Origin of the sequence: Pseudomonas sp. JV414 (genome assembly GCF_032424305.1) — a bacterium.
Classification (GTDB): Bacteria; Pseudomonadota; Gammaproteobacteria; order Pseudomonadales; family Pseudomonadaceae; genus Aquipseudomonas; species Aquipseudomonas lini.
Map to the genome: position 1 here is coordinate 467,110 of NZ_VYKC01000020.1, position 22,193 is coordinate 489,302.

At 58.3% G+C, this 22,193-nt stretch carries 15 protein-coding genes and 1 pseudogene; 10 read left to right on the forward strand and 6 right to left on the reverse strand.

Annotated elements, in window-relative coordinates:
- The first annotated feature begins 106 nt into the window (after positions 1 to 106).
- Entirely contained in the window at positions 107 to 517 is a 411-nt protein-coding gene (locus F6R97_RS21795; protein WP_038982019.1) for a hypothetical protein, read from the forward strand.
- A gap of 74 nt (positions 518 to 591) precedes the next feature.
- Here the strand turns inward: F6R97_RS21795 and F6R97_RS21800 are convergent, their stop codons facing one another.
- On the reverse strand, positions 592 to 864 hold the full coding sequence (locus F6R97_RS21800) for a hypothetical protein (RefSeq protein ID WP_038982020.1): 273 nt from the start codon (positions 862 to 864) through the stop codon (positions 592 to 594).
- Positions 865 to 1,332: 468 nt separating this feature from the next.
- Between F6R97_RS21800 and F6R97_RS21805 the strand changes: the two genes are divergently transcribed.
- From F6R97_RS21805 to F6R97_RS21820, 4 genes and pseudogenes are all read left to right on the forward strand, one after another.
- Complete coding sequence (locus F6R97_RS21805) at positions 1,333 to 3,039, forward strand: ShlB/FhaC/HecB family hemolysin secretion/activation protein (protein WP_315867076.1); 1,707 nt, start codon at positions 1,333 to 1,335, stop codon at positions 3,037 to 3,039.
- 25 nt (positions 3,040 to 3,064) lie between these two features.
- Positions 3,065 to 11,338 (forward strand): DUF637 domain-containing protein, encoded by an 8,274-nt coding sequence (locus F6R97_RS21810; RefSeq protein WP_082239572.1) that lies wholly within the window; start codon positions 3,065 to 3,067, stop codon positions 11,336 to 11,338.
- A 9-nt stretch (positions 11,339 to 11,347) separates the two neighbouring features.
- Positions 11,348 to 11,602, forward strand: coding sequence for a hypothetical protein (locus F6R97_RS21815; protein WP_050681602.1), 255 nt, complete (start codon positions 11,348 to 11,350; stop codon positions 11,600 to 11,602).
- 308 nt (positions 11,603 to 11,910) lie between these two features.
- Positions 11,911 to 12,156: pseudogene (locus tag F6R97_RS21820) on the forward strand (hypothetical protein); the annotation flags it as partial.
- A 184-nt stretch (positions 12,157 to 12,340) separates the two neighbouring features.
- Here F6R97_RS21820 and F6R97_RS21825 read toward each other — a convergent pair.
- Complete coding sequence (locus F6R97_RS21825; RefSeq protein ID WP_315867077.1) at positions 12,341 to 13,075, reverse strand: thioredoxin family protein; 735 nt, start codon at positions 13,073 to 13,075, stop codon at positions 12,341 to 12,343.
- 201 nt (positions 13,076 to 13,276) lie between these two features.
- On the opposite strand from F6R97_RS21825, the gene F6R97_RS21830 reads away from it, so the two are divergent.
- Entirely contained in the window at positions 13,277 to 13,669 is a 393-nt protein-coding gene (locus F6R97_RS21830; protein WP_038982025.1) for a hypothetical protein, read from the forward strand.
- Between the two features lie 96 nt (positions 13,670 to 13,765).
- On the opposite strand, the gene F6R97_RS21835 is transcribed toward F6R97_RS21830, so the two are convergent.
- The 3 genes from F6R97_RS21835 to F6R97_RS21845 form a co-directional block, all read right to left on the reverse strand.
- A complete protein-coding gene (locus tag F6R97_RS21835; protein ID WP_050683121.1) occupies positions 13,766 to 14,635 on the reverse strand; it encodes a DUF6279 family lipoprotein in 870 nt (289 codons plus the stop codon).
- A 77-nt stretch (positions 14,636 to 14,712) separates the two neighbouring features.
- Positions 14,713 to 15,429, reverse strand: coding sequence for a TorF family putative porin (locus tag F6R97_RS21840; protein WP_038982027.1), 717 nt, complete (start codon positions 15,427 to 15,429; stop codon positions 14,713 to 14,715).
- 210 nt (positions 15,430 to 15,639) lie between these two features.
- Positions 15,640 to 15,828: a hypothetical protein gene (locus F6R97_RS21845; protein WP_017337097.1), complete on the reverse strand. Its 189-nt coding sequence runs from the start codon at positions 15,826 to 15,828 to the stop codon at positions 15,640 to 15,642.
- A 351-nt stretch (positions 15,829 to 16,179) separates the two neighbouring features.
- Between F6R97_RS21845 and F6R97_RS21850 the strand changes: the two genes are divergently transcribed.
- The 3 genes from F6R97_RS21850 to F6R97_RS21860 all read left to right on the forward strand — a co-directional run bounded on the left by F6R97_RS21850 (position 16,180) and on the right by F6R97_RS21860 (position 19,979).
- On the forward strand, positions 16,180 to 17,016 hold the full coding sequence (locus F6R97_RS21850; RefSeq protein ID WP_030131899.1) for a S1 RNA-binding domain-containing protein: 837 nt from the start codon (positions 16,180 to 16,182) through the stop codon (positions 17,014 to 17,016).
- A gap of 421 nt (positions 17,017 to 17,437) precedes the next feature.
- Positions 17,438 to 18,883 (forward strand): NCS1 family nucleobase:cation symporter-1, encoded by a 1,446-nt coding sequence (locus F6R97_RS21855; protein ID WP_315867078.1) that lies wholly within the window; start codon positions 17,438 to 17,440, stop codon positions 18,881 to 18,883.
- A 163-nt stretch (positions 18,884 to 19,046) separates the two neighbouring features.
- The gene (locus F6R97_RS21860) at positions 19,047 to 19,979 is read left to right on the forward strand and encodes a DMT family transporter (protein WP_315867079.1); all 933 of its coding nucleotides are present in this window, start codon (positions 19,047 to 19,049) and stop codon (positions 19,977 to 19,979) included.
- On the opposite strand, the gene F6R97_RS21865 is transcribed toward F6R97_RS21860, so the two are convergent.
- On the reverse strand, positions 19,915 to 21,105 hold the full coding sequence (locus tag F6R97_RS21865) for an MFS transporter (protein WP_315867080.1): 1,191 nt from the start codon (positions 21,103 to 21,105) through the stop codon (positions 19,915 to 19,917). The two genes, F6R97_RS21860 and F6R97_RS21865, sit on opposite strands and share 65 nt — an antisense overlap.
- A 104-nt stretch (positions 21,106 to 21,209) precedes the next feature.
- Between F6R97_RS21865 and ptrR the strand changes: the two genes are divergently transcribed.
- The gene (gene ptrR, locus F6R97_RS21870; protein ID WP_048395732.1) at positions 21,210 to 22,103 is read left to right on the forward strand and encodes a putrescine utilization regulator PtrR; all 894 of its coding nucleotides are present in this window, start codon (positions 21,210 to 21,212) and stop codon (positions 22,101 to 22,103) included.
- Positions 22,104 to 22,193 lie beyond the last annotated feature (90 nt).

The following is a 22,193-nucleotide window of genomic DNA, read 5'->3' on the forward strand; positions in this document are numbered from 1 at the left end:
CTCTTTCGATTTAAACGTGGTATCCCCTGTTTTTCTTCGGTTAGGGGTACACGTCACCAAGGGTAACCGTTTACCCAATCTATAAACCTTGAAGCAGGGGAGATGGATGGAGCTGAAGTATTACTATATTCCCGGGGGAAATCATCCTATTACAGGGGAGGTTCTATACAGGGCCGCGCTGGTTTCTTCTGGAGAGAATACCGAGCGGTATGAGCTCTATATTTGCACTGTGCTAAACGCGATTGCTCAGACACAAGAGGATTGTGATCGACTACTAGGCTGCATAACGTCGATCGAAGATGGTTCCGAAACATCAGAGGTCGGGGGGGGGAATGATGTTGAGCTGACCATGGACGCTTCAGGTGTACAGGTCGATATCCTGATCAACGACGACTGGGTCGGACAACCCGAGGGTAAATTTACCCTGCAGGAATGGCGTCTGGTACTGGAGCAGTGGAGGTATTTCCTTGGACTGTCTGAATCCTTGGAAACAGTAGTCACCGTGAAACTGTCGTAGAAAAAATCCAAACGCATCAGATTTATTTGTTCGCATAACGGGAAACGGGCAACCAACAGGTCGCCCATTTTCATTCACTCCGCAGCCAACGCCCGCAACCGCCTACCAATCACATCCATCAAATCACAACCATCGCGCAACGGTATGGCCAGCAGTTTTGCAAAGTCGGAAAGCACCACCGTATCGCAACCAATTTCAGCGCGAAACGCGATGTTTTCCAGCACCTGAGTAACGGTGCGAATGCGGTAGTCAGCCATGGCTTGCAGAACATCGAGTGGAGCTTGGGTGTCGATCAGCAGAGATGCCGGGATCAAGTCGATTCCGGTGAGGGGCATGTATCTATCCATAGGTGGAGCCTCGTTTAGTTTATTGAGACTGCCAACGAATCGTCGCCAAACGAAAAGGGTGGCAGCTGTACGCAGGTTGGCGAACCGGAAACGAGTAACCGGCAGACCCGGAGGTCTCCCGCGCACAACTGCCATAAAAAAGCAGTTTTGCGGATGCGGAGGCGCCTGCAAATAAGCAGACAGCTCTCGCACTCGTTAGTCAGGTCGCCAAACCCGGTCGCCATGTGGACGACGGGCGGACTATAAGCTCCATCGTTCCAGCGGTGCAAGGCGTCTGATTCCGAGGTTTACGTAGGACTTTGTCTGCACAGGCAGTCGTCTGCATGACATTCATCAAATCCCACGTCACCCACTCCCTACCGCTCATCGACCCCCACCCCCAAATGGATCCATTCATTGACGCCAGAATACTGGCCATCTAATATCGCGCCACTATTCTGCTATCACTCTCCATTCGAGGGATCGAACATGTACCCACCCGCCCTCGTGGCGAGGTTGTGCCTGGCTTTGCTGTGCCTTTCTCCGCTGAACCTTGCTCATGCCGCCCCCACTCCCGGTGAAACCGATCTGATCCGCGAACGTCAGGATCGCTTGCTCGAAGAGCAGCGTCGACGTCTCGAAGAGCTCAAGGAATTACCCGGCAAGGAAGCCAAACCCACGCCACCGACGGCCCCGGCCGACGCGCGTTGTTTCCCCATCAAGGACATCGAGCTCAAAGGCGCCGACAGTCTCTCGGACAGCGACAAACATCGTCTGCTCAAGCCTTACATCGGTCAGTGCCTGGGTGTCACACAGCTCAACGAGCTGCTGAAAGTCATCACCGATTACTACATCGAAAAAGGCTTGGTCACTAGCCGGGCCTATTTGCCGCAGCAGGATTTGTCTGGCGGGCATTTGAAGGTGCTGGTGGTCGAGGGCAGGCTCGAAGGGTTGAAGGGCGCGGAGGGCAGCAAGCTGTCGGACCGTGAATTGGGCATGGCTTTTCCCGGCAAGAGTGGTGATCTGGTCAATCTGCGGGAAATCGAGCAGATGGTCGATCAGTTGAACCGCTTGCCGTCGAATCAGGCGCAGATGGAATTGTCGCCGGGCAAGAACGTTGGTGGCAGCGAAGTGCTGGTCAAGAACACCCCGCAGAAGCCCTGGCGTGCCGGGTTGTCTCGCAGTAATGATGGCCAGCGCAGCACTGGCGAGCAACAGTGGGGCACGACGTTTGATTGGGACAGCCCGCTCGGCCTGGCCGATCAGTTGATGCTGCGCGGCGGTCACGATGCGATGACCGATCACCAGCACACCTCCAACAACGCGATGCTCAATTACAGCGTGCCGTGGGGCTGGTGGAATTTCAGTTACACCTACAGCCAGAGCGAATACCGCTCGCAAGCGCAGGCTAACGGTTTCAATTTCAAGCAGACCGGCGACAGTGAAAACCATCAGCTACGCGTCGAGCGGGTGATCCATCGCGATGCCGTGAGCAAGACCTCCCTCAGCACCGGCCTCTCGTACCTGCGCACCAACAACTTCATCGAAGACAGCAAACTCAAGCTGAGCAGCAACCGCATCAGCGAAGCGCAGTTCGGCATCAACCACGGTCGGCGGGTCGGCAGTGCGTTCGTCAACCTCGACCTGGGCATGCAGCAAGGCATCGGCGCGTTCGACGCTCAGGGTAACGGTGATCCGGGGCCTGGCGAACCGAATGCGCGTTACCGCAAATACACCGCCACCGCGAGTTATTTGCAACCGTTCAAGCTGTGGGGCGAGTCCTTCAGTTTCAGCAGCCTGATGACCGGCCAGCGCAGCGAAGACGTGCTGTTCAGCCCGCAGCGCACCAGCCTCGGCGGGCAGTCGTCGATCCGTGGTTACAAGGATCAATCCTTATCCGGCGACAGCGGCGGCTACTGGCGCAACGACCTGCGCTGGAGTCGCCCGGTGAGCCTGGAATGGCTGCGCCCGGTGTTCGCCGAATACGGCACCAGCCTCGGCTACGACCAGGGCGTGATCCGTGGCGATCGCTACAACGGCGATCAGCACGGGCGCATGTCCAGCAACTCGGTGGAGTTGTTTGCCCGGGGTCAGCATCTGGCCGCCAGCGTGACCTTCGCCCATTCCCTGGAACGCCCGGACACCCTGACCGAGCGTGAAGCGCCGATCTATTTCCGCGTGGATTTCTTCCTCTAAATTCTGCTTTAACGAGATTCAAATCATGGACGTTCGTCAACTGGCCTTTCTAGCCGGCCAGCCCGCTGCTGCCGTAAAAAACCGTGAACGCTTCTGGGGTATGCCCAAGCGCGGGCTAGCGTTCCTGTTGGCGAACGTCATGTTCTGGCAACCGATATGGGCCCAGGCCGACGGCATCGTCGTCAGCACGCCGGGCACCACGCTGGATCAAGCCGGCAACGGGGTGCCGATCATTAACATCGCTACACCCAATGGCAGCGGTCTGTCCCATAACCAGTTCCACGATTACAACGTCGGCACCCAAGGCGTAATCCTCAACAACGTCACCAACCAGACCGGTGCGACGCAGTTGGGCGGGATCATCATTGGCAACCCGCACCTGAAAAACAGCGGCGCGGCGCAGACAATACTTAACGAAGTCATCGGCGGCAGCCCCAGTCAGTTGCGCGGTTACACCGAAGTGGCGGGGCAGTCGGCGCGGGTCATCGTCGCCAACCCCTACGGCATCAGCTGCAACGGCTGCGGCTTCATCAATACCCCTCGCGTGACCTTGACCACCGGTAAACCGGTGATGGATGGCGCGGGTCGGCTGGATCGTTTTCAGGTCGATCAGGGCAGTGTCTCTTTCGACGGCAAAGGCCTGGATGCGTCCACGGTCGACAGTTTCGAGATCATCACCCGCAGTGCGCAGATCAATGCGCAGATCAATGCCAAACGGCTGAACATCACCACCGGGCGCAATGACGTCAACGCCGACACCCTCAACGCCACCGCCCGCGCTGACGACGGTAGCGCCAAACCGCAACTGGCCATCGACTCCTCGGCGCTCGGTGGCATGTACGCCGGGGCGATCAGACTGGTGGGCACCGAGGCTGGCGTCGGGGTGAAACTGGCCGGTGAATTGGCCGCCAGCGCGGGTGATATCCAGCTCGATGCCAATGGCCATCTGAGCCTGGCCAAAACCACTGCCAGCAATGCGGTGGACATCAAAGCCAAGGGGCTCGATGCTCAGGGAACGGTCTATGCCGGCACGCAAATAACCGTGCAAACCGCTGAAGATCTGGTCAACCGACAAAGCCTGGCGGCCAGGGACAGCGTCAATATCACCAGCCAGGGTAAGCTCACCAACCAAGGCGTGATCGAAGCTGGTGTCAATGCCGATAACAGCCGCAATGCCAGCGGCGACCTGACCATCAATAGTCAAGGCTTGAGCAACAGCGGCAGCTTGTTGGCCAGCCGCACTGTCGATGTAAAAGCGGGTGCGCTGCTCGATAACCAGAGCGGCATCCTGCAAGGGCAGAACGTCATCCTGACGGCACAGCGCCTGGTCAACCAGGGCGTCAACGCGCGTATTTATGGCGAGGCGAATCTGGCGTTCAACGCCCCGGCCATTGTCAACCTCAACGGTCTGATCCGCTTCGCCGATGGCCAGGCGGCGACCCTGACCCTCGACAACCTGGACAACCGCCAGGGCCGCATTGAAATCGCCGGCGGCAGCCTGACGCTCAACGCCCGGGAGTTGAAGAACGGCGACGGCAAAATGATTGCCGGGCGTCTGGACCTCGTCACTCGTCAACTCGACAACACCAACGGTTTGATCGCGGCCAATCAGACCGACGCCAAAGTCACTGCCAGTGAGCGACTGGACAACGGCAAAGGCAAAATCCAGGCGCAGACAACCCTGTCGTTGTTCGGCGGCGAACTGCTCAATCAGGGCGGCACGCTGGCCGCCGATAAAGTGACCGTCAACGCCACTCGCCTGGATAACAGCCAAAAAGGCGTGATCAGCGCCGAGGATGGTGCGCTGAACCTGACCCTCGACGAAGACCTCGATAACCATGACGGCAAGGTGCAGGCCTCGAGCCAACTGACCGTCACCGCCCAGAGCATCAACAACCGCAACGCCAGCCTGACGGGCAAAACCCTCGAGCTGACCAGCCGCGGCAAACTCGACAACACCCAAGGCACGATCTCGTCTGAAGACAGCGTTCTGGGTACCCAGGATCTGGATAACACCCAGGGGCTGATTCAGGGCAGCACAAGCCTCAAACTCGTTGGCCGTGACCTGGATAACACCGAGGGCAAGCTGCTGGGCGGCATCGTCCATACGACACTCGACAATCTCACGCAGAATACCAACGGCACCTTAAGCGCCGAGGCCGGCAAGCTCACGCTGATCGTCACTCAGCACCTGAACAGTGCCTTGGGCCGATTGCAGGCCACCCACGGGGACGTGGAGATTCAGGCCGCGAGCATCGACAACCGCGCAGGTGTCGTGGCCGGTCAGCAATTGTTGCTGGTAGCCGAAGGCGGGCGCATCGACAACCGTGGCGGGCGGATCATGGGCGATCGCCTGGACCTGCAAGCCGCCAACCTCGACAACAGCGATAACGGCCTTCTAGCGGCGGGCGTTGACGGCGCACGGTTGATCCTCAAGCAGACGGCCCCCGGTCAGTCACAGTTGCTCAACCTCAAGGGCCGGATTCAAAGCGAAGCCGGTCTGCAAATCGAGAGTGACACGGTCGACAACAGTGCCGGCGTCCTGCTCGGTAAAACCATCGACGTCACCACGGGGCAACTGAGCAACAACGACAAGGGTGGCATCGTCAGCAGCGATGGCACCGTCGAACTGAAAGTCGCCGGTATTTTCAGCAACGTCACCGGCGTGGTCGACGCCGGTGATCAGCGCCTGCTGCTCGAACAGCTGACTGAACTCAACAACCGTGGCGGCACCTTGCGTGGCAAGCGTCTGGACATCAGCAGCACGGCCGTCGACAACCGCAATGAAGGCCAGATCATCGCCGGCAGCGATGGCCTGAAAATCGTCGGCACGAGCCTGCAAAACCAGCAAGGTGTGATTCTCGCCAACGGCAGTCACGGGGAATTGGCACTGGGCCAGGGCAGCCTGCAGAACCAGGGTGGGACCCTTCAGGCCGACAGTCTGGACATTACCGCCAGCGACCTCGACAACAGCGCCGTCAACGGCAAGGCCGGGCTGATTTCCAGTCTGCTGGGCGACCTGCAATTGACGGTCACTCGCCTGACCAACCGCGCTGGCAAGTTGTTCGCCAAAGACCAGGTCATCTTCGATGGTTCAAGCCTGGACAACGCCGGTGGTGAGATCAGCGGTACGCGGCTGGGGCTTGAAGCCGTCAGCCAGATTCTCAACCAGGGTGGGCTGATCGAGTCGGCCACCGGCCTGAACCTCATCAGCGGCCAGTTGAATAACAGTGCCGGCGGCCAGGTCCGCGCGCTCGGTGGCGCGTCGAGTCAGATCAAACTGACCGGCAACCTGAACAACCAGAACGGCGTCATCGAGATCGGCAGCCAGGACCTGATCCTCAGCGGCGTTCAGCTCAATAACCTTAGTGGCAGCGTACGTCACGCAGCGCAGGGTCTATTCGACCTCGACCTGAGTAACCTGACTGGCAGCCAGGGCAGCCTCACCGGTCTGGGCAATGGCAGTTGGGACATTGGCTCCGTCAATGGAGTGGGTACCTGGCAACTCAACGGCGGCCTGACCTACACCAGCGCGCAAGACCTGACCCTCAATGCCGGTGACCGTATCGCCAGCGCTTCGGCACTGAGCCTGAATGTCGCCAACCTGACCAACGCCGGCCAGCTGCTCAGTGACGGCAACCTGTCGCTGACTCTGGGCGGCAATCTGCTCAACAGTGGCCGAGTTTCGGCCGGACAGAAACTGACCATCGGCGCCAACGATCTGATCCAGCGCGACGGTCGTCTGGTCAGTGGCGGCGACACGCAACTGACCCTGCGCGGCACCCTCGACAACCTCGGTCGCCTGATCGCCAATCAAAACCTGACGGTGACGGCGGCCCGGATCGATAACAAAGGCACCCTCGGTGCTCAAGGCAAGGTCACTCTCAACGCGGCCAACGGCATCAGTAACGGTGCCGATACGCTGTTGTTCAGCGGCGGCGCGATGGAGCTGCACGGCAATAGCCTGAGCAACTATTTCGGCGATATCTACAGCCGCGGCAACCTGTCTTTCAGTGCCCTGAATGGCGGCCGTGCGGCCTCGTTCAGCAACCTGTCGGGGACTATCGAAAGCGAAGGCGACATCAACATTAACGTGGCGTCGCTGGTGAACGCCAAATCCGAATTCGAACTGACGGCGGGGCAGTCTTCCGGCAGCCTGGATTGGGAATGCGGCCAGCACTGCGATGGTAGCGACGGCTGGAAACGCGGCAGGATCACCATCATCACCGAGTTCAACGACACCGTACTCAAGGACTCTCGCGCCTCGCGTCTGGTGGCTGGTAAAAACTTCACCCTCCAGGCCAATCAGGTGGAAAACCGTTACAGCCTGATGGCGGCCAACGGCAACCTCGACCTGACCGCCGACAGCCTGCTCAACCAGGGTGGCGCGTCCCGCTCGGGCCGGCGGGTGTTGAATATCGGTACCCCCGGCCGTATCGACAACAGCCTGTGGGACCAGATGGAGTTCATCGACGTTCCGGCGTTCAACGCGGCGACAGCGGCAGGTAACTTTGACGAAGCACGGTTCAAGGAACTCAGCGACCGTTCGAGTGACAGTCGATTCAATGTAAAGAGTGACGTCACCACCTGGAATGAAAACGGCAACACCGTTTACGCCGCCGTGTTGCAAGCCGGTGGCAACGTCAGACTGAACGTCACCAACACTATCCAGAACGGCACGCTTTACGAAAACACCTTCGGCCAACTGACCGGTTCGCTGAGCAGCGAGCAGACCGCTTCGGTCGGCGGTATCAACATCAACCTGGGCAAACGCAGCACCGACGCCAGCGCCCAAGTGCCCAAGGACGTCACGCGCATCGAACGCGTGGATGCCGATGGCGTGAAGCAAGTCAGCTTCGTCCCGGTCGACTTCCGGGGTGTGCCGTTTGCCGCCGTGGACCCGACGGCGTCTACGACCTTCCGACTGCCCAACGGCCCGTACGGCATGTTCGTGCAGAGTCGCAATCCGCAAAGCCGTTACCTGATCGAAACCAACCCGGAGCTGACCCAGTCCGCGGCGTTCATGAGTTCCGATTACCTGCTGGGCAAGCTCAACTTCAGCGCTGATGAAGCCGCGCGTCGCCTCGGTGACGGTCGCTATGAGTCCCGCTTGATCAGCGATGCGGTACTGGCCCAGACCGGCCAGCGTTTTCTCGCCAACGGGCTGAACGACGATAGCGAGCAATTCCGTTATCTGATGAACAACGCCCTGGCCAGCAAAAACGAGCTGAACCTGTCACTCGGCGTCAACCTGACCTCCGAGCAAGTCGCGGCCCTGACCCACGACATCGTCTGGATGGAAGAGCGTATCGTCGATGGCCAGAAAGTGTTGGTGCCAGTGCTGTATCTGGCCCAGGCCGAATCGCGCAACGTGCGCGGCGGCAGCCTGATCCAGGGTCGCGACCTGACCCTGATCGCCGGCAACGACCTGGTCAACGTCGGTACCCTGCGCGGCACCCACGACCTGTCCACCGACGTCAAAGGCAGCCTCTATCAGGGCGGTCTGGTCGAAGCCAACGAACGCCTGAGCCTCATGGCCACGGACAGTATCCGCAACGCCCTGGCCGGCGAAATTCGCGGCAACCAGGTCAGCCTCACCACGCTCAAGGGCGACATCGTCAACGACCGCACCGCCATCGCCGTGGGCGAAGGCTCCGGCATGCGCACCCTGGTCGACGATGGCGGCAGCATCAGCGCCCGCGACACGCTGACCATCAAATCCGGCCGCGACCTGACCAACTCAGCGGCCATCCGCAGCGGTGGCGACGCCAGCCTGAGCGCCACCCGTGACCTCAACCTGCTGGCCACGCGCAACGAAAGCGAAATCCACGACCTGGCAGATGGCGGCCATCGCTCCACCGTCACCACCACCGTGGAAAACCTCGCCTCGAGCGTCACCAGCGGCGGCAACCTGACCCTCGACGCCGGCCGCGACATCAACGTCATCGCCAGCACCGCCAAGGCCGAAGGCAACCTCACCGCCGACGCCGGGCGCGACCTCACCCTGGCCTCGGCCGGCGACGAACACAACGTCGAAACCCACAGCAAGGACGGCAAAAAACGCATCCACGAAGAGGACAACCACACGGTTCAGAAAGCGGCGGAGTTCAGTGCTGGCGGCAATGTGAAAACCAGCTCCGGCGGGGACACGACGCTGGTGGCGAGCAAGATCAGCGCGGGGAATGAGGCGTATGTGTATGCGGGTAATAACCTGAATCTGCTGGCGGCGCAGAACAAGGATTACACGCTGTATGACATGAAGGAGAAGGGTGGTTGGGGCGCGATGAAAGCCCAGCATGACGAGGTCACCCAGGTAACCCACGTCGGCACCGAGATCAAGACCGGTGGCAATCTGACGCTGGCCAGCGGCGGCGATCAGCGTTATCAGGTGGCAAAACTTCACAGTGACAAGGACATCATTCTCGACAGCGGTGGCTCGATCGTTTTTGAAGGGGTGAAAGATCTTCACGACGAGAACCACTCCAAGAGTGACAGCGACCTCGCCTGGTTCGAAGCCAAAGGCAGTGGTCGCACCGATGAAACCCTGCGTCAGAGCGAACTGGTCGCCCAAGGCCGGCTGGTCATCAAGGCTGCTGGCCAGATCAGCATCGACATCAAACAAGTCGACCAGCAAAGCGTCAGCCAGACCATCGACGCGATGGTTGAAGCCGACCCGAATCTTGCCTGGATGAAAGAGGCTGAGGCCCGCGGCGACATCGATTGGCGTCAGGTGAAGGAGATTCACGAGAGCTTCAAGTACGACAGCTCTGGACTGGGCGCCGGGGCGAAAATCGCCATCGCCATCCTGATGTCTTTCATCATGGGCCCGGCGGGGCTGGGCTTGGTGGGCGCTGGTGCCGGGGGCGCAGTTGCCACCAGCCTGGCGACCACTGCTGTTACCAGCACCATCAGCAACAAAGGCAATCTGGGCACGGCGTTCAAGGAAACATTCAGCGCAGACAGCCTGAAAGGCGCCGCCATTGCCGGATTCACCGCGGGCATGCTCGATTACGCGGACACTAATTGGTTTGCCGGTGCGGCGGAAGGTACGAAGTCCATTCTCACCAGCACCAACTTCACCGACATTGCGATACGGGTGGGTGGCCGAGCGGTGATCTCCAGCGGCATCTCAACCGCCATCGGGGGTGGCAGTTTTGGCGATAACCTCGGCGCAGCGCTGTTGGGGGAAGCTGGCAATGTGGCCATGGCTACCGGGTTTAACTGGATCGGCGACACCATTAAGTTTCCGGACGGGAGCCTCGAAAAAGTTGTCGCTCATGCGTTGATGGGCGGCTTGCTGTCTCAGGCAATGGGGGGCGACTTCGCCACCGGTGCAGCTGCAGCAGGGCTTAACGAAGTGATGATGAATGGGCTGGTCGGCCTTGTGGAGGGTAATGAAGATTTACACCAAATGCTCTCGCAACTTACTGGGCTGGTAGCGGCAGCTGCAGTAGATGGAGATCTTCAGCTAGGAGCAAATATTGCGGGAAGTGCGACCCAGTACAACCATTATCTACATGAAGGGGCTGCGCAAAAAATCGCTAAAGAGGCGTTGGAACAATGTAAGTCTAATCCTAGAGAGTGCGATATAGGCGTCGATGTTTCAGGTCTTACAGTTGAGGATGTGGTTAACGCCATGCGAGTTGAGGGCGCGCATGGTGAAGGTATAGACGGCATCAAACCTGAGGCGATCGCCTTCATTGATGGCTACATGTATTCGAGGGTTCCCCAGCTGAGGGATGTCCTCTATAGCCCGACAGAGTCAGAGGCATCGAGACTCGATTTGGAACAAAAGGCAACTCTAGCCCTGACAGCGATCAATTTAGGCCAGTTTGTAAGGGGCGTCGGCAATACTTTGCAAGGTCTGGTTGGCCTTGGAGGCGGCGGTGCGATACTTGTTAAAAATGGGGAAGGCGCCGCATTAACTGGCTTGGCGAGTAAAGCTGAAGACACAGTCAAAGCCTTGCCGGGACCTCGCCAAATCGATGCCGCATGGAGTGTCAATGACTATAAGAAGGGTGGTGTCATGACAGGCATTGAACATGTCATGTATCGTCATGGACCAAATACAGGATTTTCGGGCGTTAGTAAATTCGCTGAGGGAACCTCAGTCAAAGACATCTCAACATACGTTGATAATGCATTGAGGTATGGAAAGGTTACTCCTAACGGTCCCGGCGGCTATGTTGTCGAGTACAATGTTGGGAGGTTGATAGGTGTAGATAAAGCTGGTAGCCCTTCCAGTACGTTGAAGATAAATGTCAGGGATGGCGTAATTCATACGGTCTTTCCACTATAGGGGTTGGGTATGAAACGTGACTTGCTAGAAGGCTTTTTGCAGGAAGAGTTAGACGCGTCAACTCGTGAGGTTTTACGCTTGGCTATTATGGAAGCTGGGAGGTCAGATAGTGTAACGGCTATTCGGGAGTTTGAATTTAATCTGTTTGATGTTGTTATAGATTTCGAAAGGCAGGTTGTTGTTGTACAGGATGTATTGTTACCTGAGGCGGATGAGGGGGTAAGTATTTCGCTCGCAGAGTTTGTGAGGCTGTGTGGGATTTAGGAAGGGAAAACGGAGGGATAAACGGGGGCACCCATTAGGGGCATGTATCTATCCATGGGTGGAGTCTCTTGTCATTGATAAGGACTCTCTGTGGCCAGGTCGCCAAACCCGGTCGCCTTTTGGGCGACGGGCTGACTAATGCAGATTAGGCGTGTGTCTGCCTACGGCGAATTAAGAATTTATAACAGGATATAGGATGTACGGGGACAGACCACGTTTTTGTCTGCCATTGGGTAAACGGGGACAGACCACGTTTTTCCTGAGAGTAGGGCAGTACTCTTTCGATTTAAACGTGGTCTGTCCCCGATTTCATTCAGCTGGAAGTACAGGCCGATGCCGATCAGCCGTTCCAGGTGTCGGGTTATTCGAAGGGTGGGGGAGTCGGGAATACTTATAGCTGCGGTCCGCTCAAAACCACTTTCACGCCGGAAAGAAGCAAGGTCTATTTGGTGGAGTTTCAGTTTGTTGGTAGTCGCTGTGAGCAGCATATCTACGATATAACGCAGCCTCAGGAGCGCATTCCCGTGACGAGTATGCCCTCTGCGGTCAGTTAACCGGCCGCACATACAGAACACCACGCAACCTTGTGGGAGCGAACCTGCTCGCGATAGAGGTGTATCAGTCGACATCAATGTTGAATGTCAGTCAGTCATCGCGGGCAAGCCCGCTCCCACAGGGGATTTGTGGTGTTGGCGGATGTTGTGTTCAATCCGAGCCAAAACCCGCGATGGCTGCGGCCTATCCCCCATGACAGCAACTGCCCGGCGCCTTGTCCTCATACCGGTCGTGATGCCTCACCCAATCCATGATCTCCTCTTCATTACGGCCCTTGGGCGTGAGGTCGAGGTAGTTGTAGGCGCCGACCAGCAGGTCCAGGCCCCTCGCATAGGTGGAATAGGTGTGGAAAATCTCCCCCGCTTCATTGCGATAAAACACGCTGAGCCCTGGGAGTTCTTCCTCGGCGCCGTCAGTTTTTTCGTAGTTGTAGGTAGCTTTTCCCGCGACGACGTCTTCAGCTCGGGCTGATACGCCAAAGTCGTAGTTGAAGTCGCAGCCTTCCGACGAGACCCAGTCGAATTTCCAGCCCATGCGCTGTTTGAAGGGCTGGAATTCGGCGAACGGTGCGTGGGAAACCGCGACCACGGCTACGTCGTGGTGAGCCAGGTGTTGGTTGGCGCCATCGATGTGGTCGGACAGGAACGAGCAACCCGGGCAGCCTTCGTCCCAACCAGCGGCGAACATGAAGTGATAGATGATCAATTGGCTGCGACCGCCGAACAGGTCGGCCAGGCTCAGTTCGCCGTGGGGGCCCTGGAAGCGGTAGGGTTTGTCGATTTTCACCCAGGGCAGGGCGCGGCGTTCGGCACTGAGTTTGTCTCGTTCCTTGGTGAAGGCTTTTTCGTGGGCCAGGTGTTGTTTGCGGGCGGCGAGCCATTCTTCTCGGGACACGACCGGATGATTCTGAATGTTCATGGTGATTTCTCCTGCATGCTGTGGCGAAAGTCGATTCGCGCTGCGGGTTAAACCGTCTTACATAGCCTAGTCGTTTGACCTGTTCCCTATTCGACATACCGCCGGTCGGTAGGGCGAAATAACCAGGCTGAACGGCCGCCCTCCCGGTCGGTCACAACCTATGAAGGCCATTTCACTCACGGGCTCTGGAGGTTGATCAGGATGACGACTTATAACTGGGATTTGATTGAACGCTTGCTGCATGAAGTGCAGAACGGCGCCGGCCACAGTTTCACCCCGCGGCCCTACGCCGAGCAGTATGCGGCGGCAAAAGCCAACGCGGGCGAGCCATTTGAGAACCTGGATCACCTGAAAACGGTGGCTGGTGAGTACGAAAAGTTACTGTTGCTGCGGGATTACATCGAGCCTCGTCCGGAGGACCAGGGTGGCAATGGCGAGAATTACATTTTGACGCCTCGGGGCTCGAGATTGTTGAGCCTGATCGATAGCAGCATTCCGGGTAATGAGCATCCGCGGCAGGTGCTGGATGAGCAGGAGGATGCGCTGGAGGAATTGACGTTTGATGAAGTGGCGTCGAAGGCGCAGATTGCTTGATTTTGTGGTGACAGCAAAAGATCGCAGCCTTCGGCAGCTCCTACAGGGTTACGCGATCTATGTAGGAGCTGCCGAAGGCTGCGATCTTTTGATCTTCTAGCCTTGCCGCGCCGCCTTCAGGCATTTCAAATCAGTGAAATCCTTGCGCACGCCTTCAATTTTCTTCAACAACTGTTGACGCTGAGCCGGCGTGCTCTCGGCCATCACGTCCACCAGCAACGCCCGAGCCTGGGCTTCGGTGTTGGCGTAGGCCTCGCGGTAAGCCGGCGTCCACAAGCTCTCGCGATTCACCAGAAGTGTCTCGATTCGTTGTGGGAATTCTGGACTCTGTCGTTGCGTGACTGCCGCGCTGAATTGCTGCTGCCAATGGGCGCGGTTGGCAATCCATTGTTTGTTCTGATCACCCAAGGCATTTGACCAGGCCATTACTCGTTGCTGTTGGGTTGGGCTGAGCGGGCCGAGCCAGTCATTCAGGCGTTTCTCCATGCGTTTGCTCCGCTCTCTGATCTGTTGCTCCAGAGACGGTTTGAGGTAGGCCTCCTGGCGTTTGCGCTGGTCCTTGGCGAAGGCGTCGTTCATTTCCGCGACTTGCTTGTCATCAAGGCCCTGCAACAGCTCGATGGCCGACGGAGTGATTTCCCGGGCGGTTTCGGCGATGGCCTGTTTGGCTTCCTGGGTGCGGGTTTGCAGTGCGGTGTCGGTGATCTGGTTGGCCTCGACCATGGTTTGTAAACGATCCAGCCAATCGAGGTAGCCGGGCAATTGTGTCGTGCAATGCCAGCTCAGGTGTTCTTTGAGGCGCTCGTTGAACCAGTCTTTTTGCTCGTGATTCATCTCCAGGTATTCGTTGAGCGTCCAGGGAATGATCGCGTCGAGGTTGCGGTAGGCCAGGCCCACACGGCTGCACGCGGCGACGGTGAGGCTGAGGGTGATGATGACGCCGATCTGTTTCCACCAGTGCGACATGGCGAGTCCTTGCGAAGACCTGGTTTCTTAAGGGGTTCTCTTGTGTGATCGCGGGATGAGCCCGGCAGTTCAGCCGATTAATAGAAGCTGTGCGCAGCCTTGAGCGTCACCAGGCCGTCGCACTGGCTATTGTGGCCGGAATAAGCGGAGCAATCACTGCCGCTCAAGCTTGAATCACTGTAGATCAAGTCCAGATCGATGCCCATGAACGGCCGGGACAATTTCACTGACCAGTCGGTAAAACTGCCTACATACCCATCGTCGACGGATACCGGTGTGTTGAGTTGGTGGGTGGTGTATTTCAGGCTGATCCCGATGCCGAACGGCTGATTGCCACTGAGGTCGGCGAAGAGGGTGCTGTTCTGTTTGTCCGGGTCGTTGCTGAAGGCCGCGCCGAACCGACTGCCCAACAGGGTCAGACCGCCGAACAGCTCTTGGCTGTCGAGGGTGTCCGCTTTCGGGTAGCTGTAATGGATCATGCCCACTTCGTAGCCGAGGGAGTGATCGAAAGGCTGTTTAAAGCCCATGTAGGAATCGACTTCGAGATTGCTTGAGGGGCTCAGTCCCATGCTGGGGGACCATTGACCTACGTAGAAGCCGCTGTCATGGCTCAGGTCCAGGCCGCCGTGGAACGAGCCGGTCGTCGAGGGCTTGACCAGACCTTGGGCCATGCTGCGACTGGGGGTGGTGGCGAGCTTGAGATCGAAGTCGCCCAGTTCGCGCTGAAAGACTTGCGCTTGGGCGACCGAATACCACAGCAGGCTGCCGAGCAGGAAAAGAGAGGGCTTGAACATGCGTCACTCCATGAACAGCGAGGAGCAGGTACTGAAAACCTGCTGAAACGCTTGATCCAGACACGTGCAAGCATACCGACGAATGTTCGGCATCGAGGGCCGTTCGTCGATTTTTGAAATATTGATTTGTTTTATGGGGTATTGCGGAAGGGTTCCAGTCCAAGCGCTTCGAAGCTCAAAGCGCTTAGGGACCAGTTAACGCGGGGAAAATTACTTCTTGCCCAGCGTGATCTGCTTGGACGGGCCGAACGTCTGGCCGCTGACGCCTTTGGCAATTTGCTGGATCTCTCCGCCGGACTTGAGGAACGCAGCGATCTGGTTGTTGATCGATTCGCTGGTTTCAACGGCTGGAGCTGGCTTTGCTTTGCTGTTGGATGCTTTTACACGCATGGCGGCCATTAACCTGTAGAAATTAACTTGGCCAGGCATCGTACAGGAAATACTTGACAATTGCTTGGTAAATATCCTCCCGAAATACACCTTGGAGAAGCGCAATTTATCGCAAGTTATTATTCGCAATGTTCCCCTAAGCCGCTGTTTTAACTAAGAACCCAAGTGAAGAAAAAGCGCTTTTCGGATAGCCAGACCAAGCTGTAGGGCACCCTAATGGCCTGACGAGCGGCCAAATGCACACCGCAAAACCCAGGAAAATTAAGCCCTTCCATGGATTTTCTTGCGCCACCGGGCCGGCCGCCGAACGCGGCCCGCAAAACCGGGTAGAATGCCGCCCACGCAATGAGGGTATTGGACATGGCTTTAGTCGGGCGCTACAACAGTTTGCAAGTGGTTAAACACACTAACTTCGGTTTATATCTGGACGGTGGCGCGGATGGTGAAATCCTCCTGCCTAATCGTTATATCCCTAAAGATATTCCCAGCGAAGATGAAGATTGGCTCAACGTTTTTATTTATCTGGACAGCGATGACAAACTTATCGCTACGACCGAAAAGCCGAAAGTTCAGGTCGGTGAATTCGCCAGTTTGAAAGTCGTTGAAGTCAACAGCATCGGCGTGTTCCTGGATTGGGGTTTGCCGAAGGATTTGCTGCTGCCGTATTCCGAAGAAAAGCGCCAGATGACGGCCGGCGAGTATGTCGTGGTGCACGTCTACCTCGACAAACACACGCGACGCATCACCGCGACGGCGCGTCTGGACCGCTACCTGGACAAGACTCCGGCCAATTACACCCCGGGTCAGGAAGTTGATTTGCTGGTGGCCGAAGCGACCGATATGGGCTTCAAGGCAATCATCAACAACAAGCACTGGGGCCTGATCCACAAGAACGAAATCTTCAAGTTCATGCGCGCCGGTAAAGAAGAGAAGGGCTTTATCAAAGAAGTCCGCGCCGACGGCAAGATCAGCCTGAGCCTGCAACCGGTGGGCGAAGAAGCCGCCACCAGTCTGAACTCGAAGATCCTTGCCAAGTTGCGCGACAACAACGGCACCCTGCCAGTCAGCGACAAGAGCGACCCGACGCTGATCAGCAGCATGTTCGGCGTCAGCAAGGGCAACTTCAAAAAGGCCATCGGTGCGTTGTACAAGAACGGCCAGATCGTCATTCACGCTGATCGTATCGAACTCAGCTGACCTTACGCCGGCCCCTGTAGGAGCTGCCGCAGGCTGCGATCTTTTGACTGTAAAAGACAAGATCGCAGCCTGCGGCAGCTCCTACAATATGTGTCGGGCGCAAACTCCCGGGCTCACCACAAATCCTATATGGCAGCGAGCCTGTTCGCGATTGACTGTGCTGCAGTCACCCATATCTTTGTATACATAACGTCCTGCACCGTTTGCAGGCGCTGACGCCCTGTTCATGGGCATTACCATCCCCTCTACTTCTTAAAGCCTTTCCTCTGAACAGAGTTGAAAGCCCGATTTGTCGCATCTTTCGAACGTATGGCACGCATTCTGCGTAGCAACTCGTATACAAACCATGCCAGCTCCCGTACGCAGTGTGGTCGCCACATCAATCTCGGGGGCCGCGCCTGTACTTTCGAGGAGCCCTGCGATGACCGAGCAATTGCCCAACGGCTACAGCCCACGCCTGTATAACCAGGACCTGGGGCCGCTGCCGCAGAAATGGAATTGGTACAACATCTTTGCCTTCTGGATGAGTGACGTGCACAGCGTCGGCGGCTATGTGTTCGCCGCCAGTTTGTTTGCACTTGGGCTGGCCAGTTGGCAGGTGTTGATTGCCTTGCTGGGCGGGATTTGCATCGTGCAGTTGATCGCCAACCTGGTGGCCAAGCCAAGTCAGCAAGCCGCAGTGCCATACCCGGTGATCTGCCGCCTGGCGTTCGGGGTGTTCGGGGCGAATATTCCTGCAGTCATCCGCGGCCTGATAGCGGTGGCCTGGTACGGAATTCAGACGTACTTGGCGTCTAGCGCCTTGATCATCGTCGTGTTGCGGTTTTTTCCTTCAATGGCGGCTTATGCCGAACCGCACTTTGCCGGTTTGTCCTACCTCGGCTGGTTCGGTTTCCTCAGCCTGTGGTTCGTCCAGGCGCTGGTGTTCTGGACTGGCATGGAGTCGATCCGCCGCTTCATCGACTGGGCTGGCCCGGTAGTCTACGGCGTGATGTTCCTGCTTGCCGGCTGGATCGTCTGGCAGGCCGGCTGGAGCAACATCAGCTTCACCCTGGCGGAAAAATCCCTGTCTGGCTGGGAAGCTTTCGGTCAGGTGATCGTGGCAACGGCGTTGGTGGTGTCGTACTTTTCCGGCCCCACCCTGAACTTCGGCGATTTCAGTCGCTATTGCCGCAGCATGAACGACGTGCGGCGTGGCAATTTCTGGGGCTTGCCGGTGAATTTTCTGGCGTTCTCACTGGTGACCGTGGTGATCGTTTCCGGCACCTTGCCGGTATTCGGTGAAATGCTTCACGACCCGATCGCCACCGTGGCGCGCATCGACAACAGTGTAGCGGTGCTGCTCGGCGCCTTTGCTTTCGTCACGGCGACCATTGGCATCAACATCGTCGCCAATTTCGTGTCCCCGGCGTTCGACTTCGCCAACGTCGCCCCGAGCAAAATCAGCTGGCGTGCCGGCGGCATGATCGCCGCCGTGGCTTCGATCTTCATCACCCCGTGGAACCTGTTCAACAACCCCGAAGTGATTCACTACACCCTCGACGTGCTGGCGGCGTTCATCGGGCCGCTGTTCGGGATTCTGCTGGTGGATTACTACCTGATCAAAAAACAGCAGATCGACGTCGATGCACTGTTTAACGACGGCCCGAGCGGACGTTATTACTACAGCGGTGGGATCAACTGGACGGCGGTCAAGGCATTGATTCCGGCCACCCTGATGGGCGTGGCGATCACCTTCATTCCAGTCCTGCAGTCGATGGCCAACTTCGCCTGGTTTACCGGCTGCTTCCTTGGCGGCGTCCTGTACTTCGCACTGGCCAAACGCGAGCAGGCACAGCAGTCGGCGACGCTGGTCATAGCGGGATGACGCAAGCAACGATTTAAAGGTCTTTTGCAGACACCTTTTTCTGTCCATCTGGTTAACAATCGACGGCATAATTTTTCGCCCCGGCACTCTGCTCAGCCAGAAGGTCGGGGCTTTGCTTTTACTGTCGAGTCACTGCCATGGATTGTGTTGTCGAGGTATTCCGGTGAGCGCCACCCGGCGTAGCGCCGATGGATTTGCCCTGCAAGTGATGGTCGGGTTGTGCCTGATCTGGGGTGTGCAGCAGGTGATGATCAAGTGGGCGGCGCCCGACATCGCGCCGGTCATGCAGGCAGCGGGGCGGTCGGGTATTTCCGCGTTGCTCGTAGGATTGTTGATCTGCTGGAAGGGCGGTTGGGATCAAGTCGGTAATACCTGGCGCGGCGGCTTGCTGGCGGGTGCGTTGTTTGGCCTGGAGTTCTTCTTCATTTCCGAAGGCTTGCAACTGACCCCGGCGGCGCACATGTCGGTGTTCCTCTACACCGCGCCGATTTTTACCGCGTTGGGCGTGCATTGGCTGCTGCCGAGTGAGCGTTTAAGACCGGTGCAGTGGCTGGGGATTTTTCTCGCCTTCATCGGCATTGCCATTGCGTTTGCCGGTGGCGTGTCGTGGGACAACCTCGACCACCGCATGTTGATGGGCGATGCGTTGGGCGTGCTGGCCGGCGCGTCATGGGGCGCGACCACCGTGGTGGTGCGCGCCTCACGTCTGTCGGAAGCGCCGGTGACCCTGACGCTGTTTTATCAACTGATTGTCGGCTTCGTCGGCCTGCTGTTGATCGCGATCCTCAGCGGTCAGGTCACCCATGTCAGCCTGACCACAGTTGCCGTGGCCAGCGTGCTGTTCCAGGGGTTGGTGGTGTCATTCTTCAGTTACCTGACCTGGTTCTGGCTGCTGCGCCGTTATCTGGCGGCGAACCTGGCGGTGTTTTCGTTCATGACGCCATTGTTCGGCGTCACGTTCGGTGTGGTGCTGTTGGGCGAAGAACTGAGCCTCAACTTTGTGATCGGCGCGGTGCTGGTTCTGCTCGGGATCACTTTTGTGAGCGCAGAACAGTGGGTCCGCCGTCGTTTGCGCAAAGCACTTGGGCAACCCTGACCGGGCGCAGCAACAGGCCTCCTGCGATGAGCAAACCGCTGCCGGCGATCAGCAGCGCGGGTTGTAATCCACCGCTGAAATGACTGCTCAGCGCGGCCAGCAACGGCCCGCTGAGCTGACCCACGGCGAAGCACGCGGTCAGCAGCCCGGCGTTGCGCTGGGTGGCATGGGGCGCCAGTTCTCGGGAGCGCTGCATCACCAGTTGCATGCAGGCCAGGAACGGTCCGCCACACAGGATCACCCCCAACGCCAGGCCGGCGCCGCTGCCCAACAGGCAGGCGAAGACCCCGGCCGCCTGCAACCACAACGTTGCCATCAGCCAATGGCGAGTGGCGTTCGGGTTGTGCTGACGCAGGCTCACCAACACTATTCCGATTGCTGCCGCCAGGCCGAAACATGGCCAGAACAGATCGGCTTGCCATTGGCCATGGAACTGCGCACTGGCCATTTGCGAGAGGAAAGTGGCCGGGATGATGTAGCCCAAACCGTATAACCCGTAGATCACCGGTAAACGTTCGACACCTTGTACGCCCGATATGGCAGCAGGTGAGGTCGCCGTAGAAGGGGCGGCCGACTGCGGCAGGAATGGCAGAATCCCCAGCAGCATCACCAGCCCGACACCGGCGTACACCAGCCACAAGGTCGCGGACGTCTGACCCAGCAGGTTCAAACCCAAGGCTAACAATCCCGTCAGAAAAATCCCCAGCCCCGGCCCGGCAAAGACCAGCGCGCCGAGCCGCGGACGACCGGCCTCCGCTGCCAGCGGTTGGCTCAATGCGGTAATCATCACCAACACCCAGGCGCTGGCCACGCCCGTGCCGAAACGCAGCACCAGATGCGACCAGAACCCGTCGGCCCAGAACGAGGCCAGGGTCAGCAGCACACAAAGCCACAAACCACCGAGCAGGCGTCGACGAACCTGCTCGGGGCGACGGGCGAACATCGCGTCCACCGCGCCGACGAAGTAACCGAGATAGTTGGCGGCGGCAATCAGACCGGCGGCGGTCAGGTCGATCTGGCCTTCGCTGAGCAAGTGCGGCAGTTGCGGGGTCAGGGCGAAACGCCCGATGCCCATGGCCATCATCAAGGCGATGAAGCTGGCGGTTAAGCGAATCAGAGGGGACATAGTCTGAGTTCCGTTTCGAGGATCAATGACCGTCAGGCTAGGACTGATTGACTTTCTTTAAAAATGAATAATAGTGAGAAACTTGTTCTTGTTTGGAGAATGGTGTGGAATTCAGCCAATTGAGGATCTTCCAGGCGGTGGCGGAGGAGGGCTCCATTACCCGCGCTGCTGAACGCCTGCATCGCGTGCCGTCCAACCTGTCGACCCGGCTCAAGCAGCTCGAAGAGCAACTCGGTGTCGAACTGTTCGTGCGCGAGCGTCAGCGTTTGCAGTTATCACCTGCGGGAAAAGTCCTGCTGGACTACACCGCCAAGCTGTTCGCCTTACACGACGAAGCCCACGCGGCGGTGCAGGGCGGGCAACCGGCCGGGGATTTCGTGCTCGGCACCATGTACAGCACCGCTGCGATTCACCTGCCGGAGCTGTTGGCGCGTTATCACCGCAGCTATCCGGCGGTAAACCTGCAGGTGCAATCGGGGCCCAGCGGCGAATTGCTCGAAGGTCTACTCACCGGGCGCCTTGATGCGGCGCTGGTGGACGGCCCTCTGGAATTGGCCGGGCTCGACGGCGTGCCGTTGTGCGACGAACGGCTGGTGTTGATCAGCGAAGCCGATCATCCGCCAGTACGCAGCGCGCTGGATGTCGAAGGGCGTTCGGTGTTCACGTTTCGGCAGGGCTGTTCCTACCGGATGCGTCTGGAAGCCTGGTTTGCCCATGACCATGCAGCCATGGGCCGCGCGATGGAGATCGAGTCTTATCCGGGAATGCTGGCCTGCGTGATTGCCGGCTCCGGCGTGGCGCTGATGTCGGAGTCGATGCTCGCCAGCCTGCCGGGGCGCGAAAGCGTAGCGGTTCACCCGTTGGCCGAGCCGTTCGCCAGCGCGACCACCTGGCTGATGTGGCGCAAAGGTATGGTCGGCGCCAATCTGAATGCGTGGATCGAGCAGCAGCAGGCGGTGTATCCGTCGGCAGCGATTCAGGCCCAGGCATTTGCTTGAACGGGCGTGCAAGGATTTGGATCAATTCAGTAACAGATCATTGCGATGTTGGACGAGCATTGCGTAGGACTTCGGACTATTATCAGTGCG

Excerpts from the sequence above, each read along its gene's own strand:
- F6R97_RS21795 (WP_038982019.1), top strand. The coding sequence starts at position 107 with ATGGAGCTGAAGTATTACTATATTCCCGGGGGAAATCATCCTATTACA.
- F6R97_RS21800 (WP_038982020.1), bottom strand. The coding sequence starts at position 864 with ATGGATAGATACATGCCCCTCACCGGAATCGACTTGATCCCGGCATCT.
- F6R97_RS21805 (WP_315867076.1), top strand. The coding sequence starts at position 1,333 with ATGTACCCACCCGCCCTCGTGGCGAGGTTGTGCCTGGCTTTGCTGTGC.
- F6R97_RS21810 (WP_082239572.1), top strand. The coding sequence starts at position 3,065 with ATGGACGTTCGTCAACTGGCCTTTCTAGCCGGCCAGCCCGCTGCTGCC.
- F6R97_RS21815 (WP_050681602.1), top strand. The coding sequence starts at position 11,348 with ATGAAACGTGACTTGCTAGAAGGCTTTTTGCAGGAAGAGTTAGACGCG.
- F6R97_RS21825 (WP_315867077.1), bottom strand. The coding sequence starts at position 13,075 with ATGAACATTCAGAATCATCCGGTCGTGTCCCGAGAAGAATGGCTCGCC.
- F6R97_RS21830 (WP_038982025.1), top strand. The coding sequence starts at position 13,277 with ATGACGACTTATAACTGGGATTTGATTGAACGCTTGCTGCATGAAGTG.
- F6R97_RS21835 (WP_050683121.1), bottom strand. The coding sequence starts at position 14,635 with ATGTCGCACTGGTGGAAACAGATCGGCGTCATCATCACCCTCAGCCTC.
- F6R97_RS21840 (WP_038982027.1), bottom strand. The coding sequence starts at position 15,429 with ATGTTCAAGCCCTCTCTTTTCCTGCTCGGCAGCCTGCTGTGGTATTCG.
- F6R97_RS21845 (WP_017337097.1), bottom strand. The coding sequence starts at position 15,828 with ATGGCCGCCATGCGTGTAAAAGCATCCAACAGCAAAGCAAAGCCAGCT.
- F6R97_RS21850 (WP_030131899.1), top strand. The coding sequence starts at position 16,180 with ATGGCTTTAGTCGGGCGCTACAACAGTTTGCAAGTGGTTAAACACACT.
- F6R97_RS21855 (WP_315867078.1), top strand. The coding sequence starts at position 17,438 with ATGACCGAGCAATTGCCCAACGGCTACAGCCCACGCCTGTATAACCAG.
- F6R97_RS21865 (WP_315867080.1), bottom strand. The coding sequence starts at position 21,105 with ATGTCCCCTCTGATTCGCTTAACCGCCAGCTTCATCGCCTTGATGATG.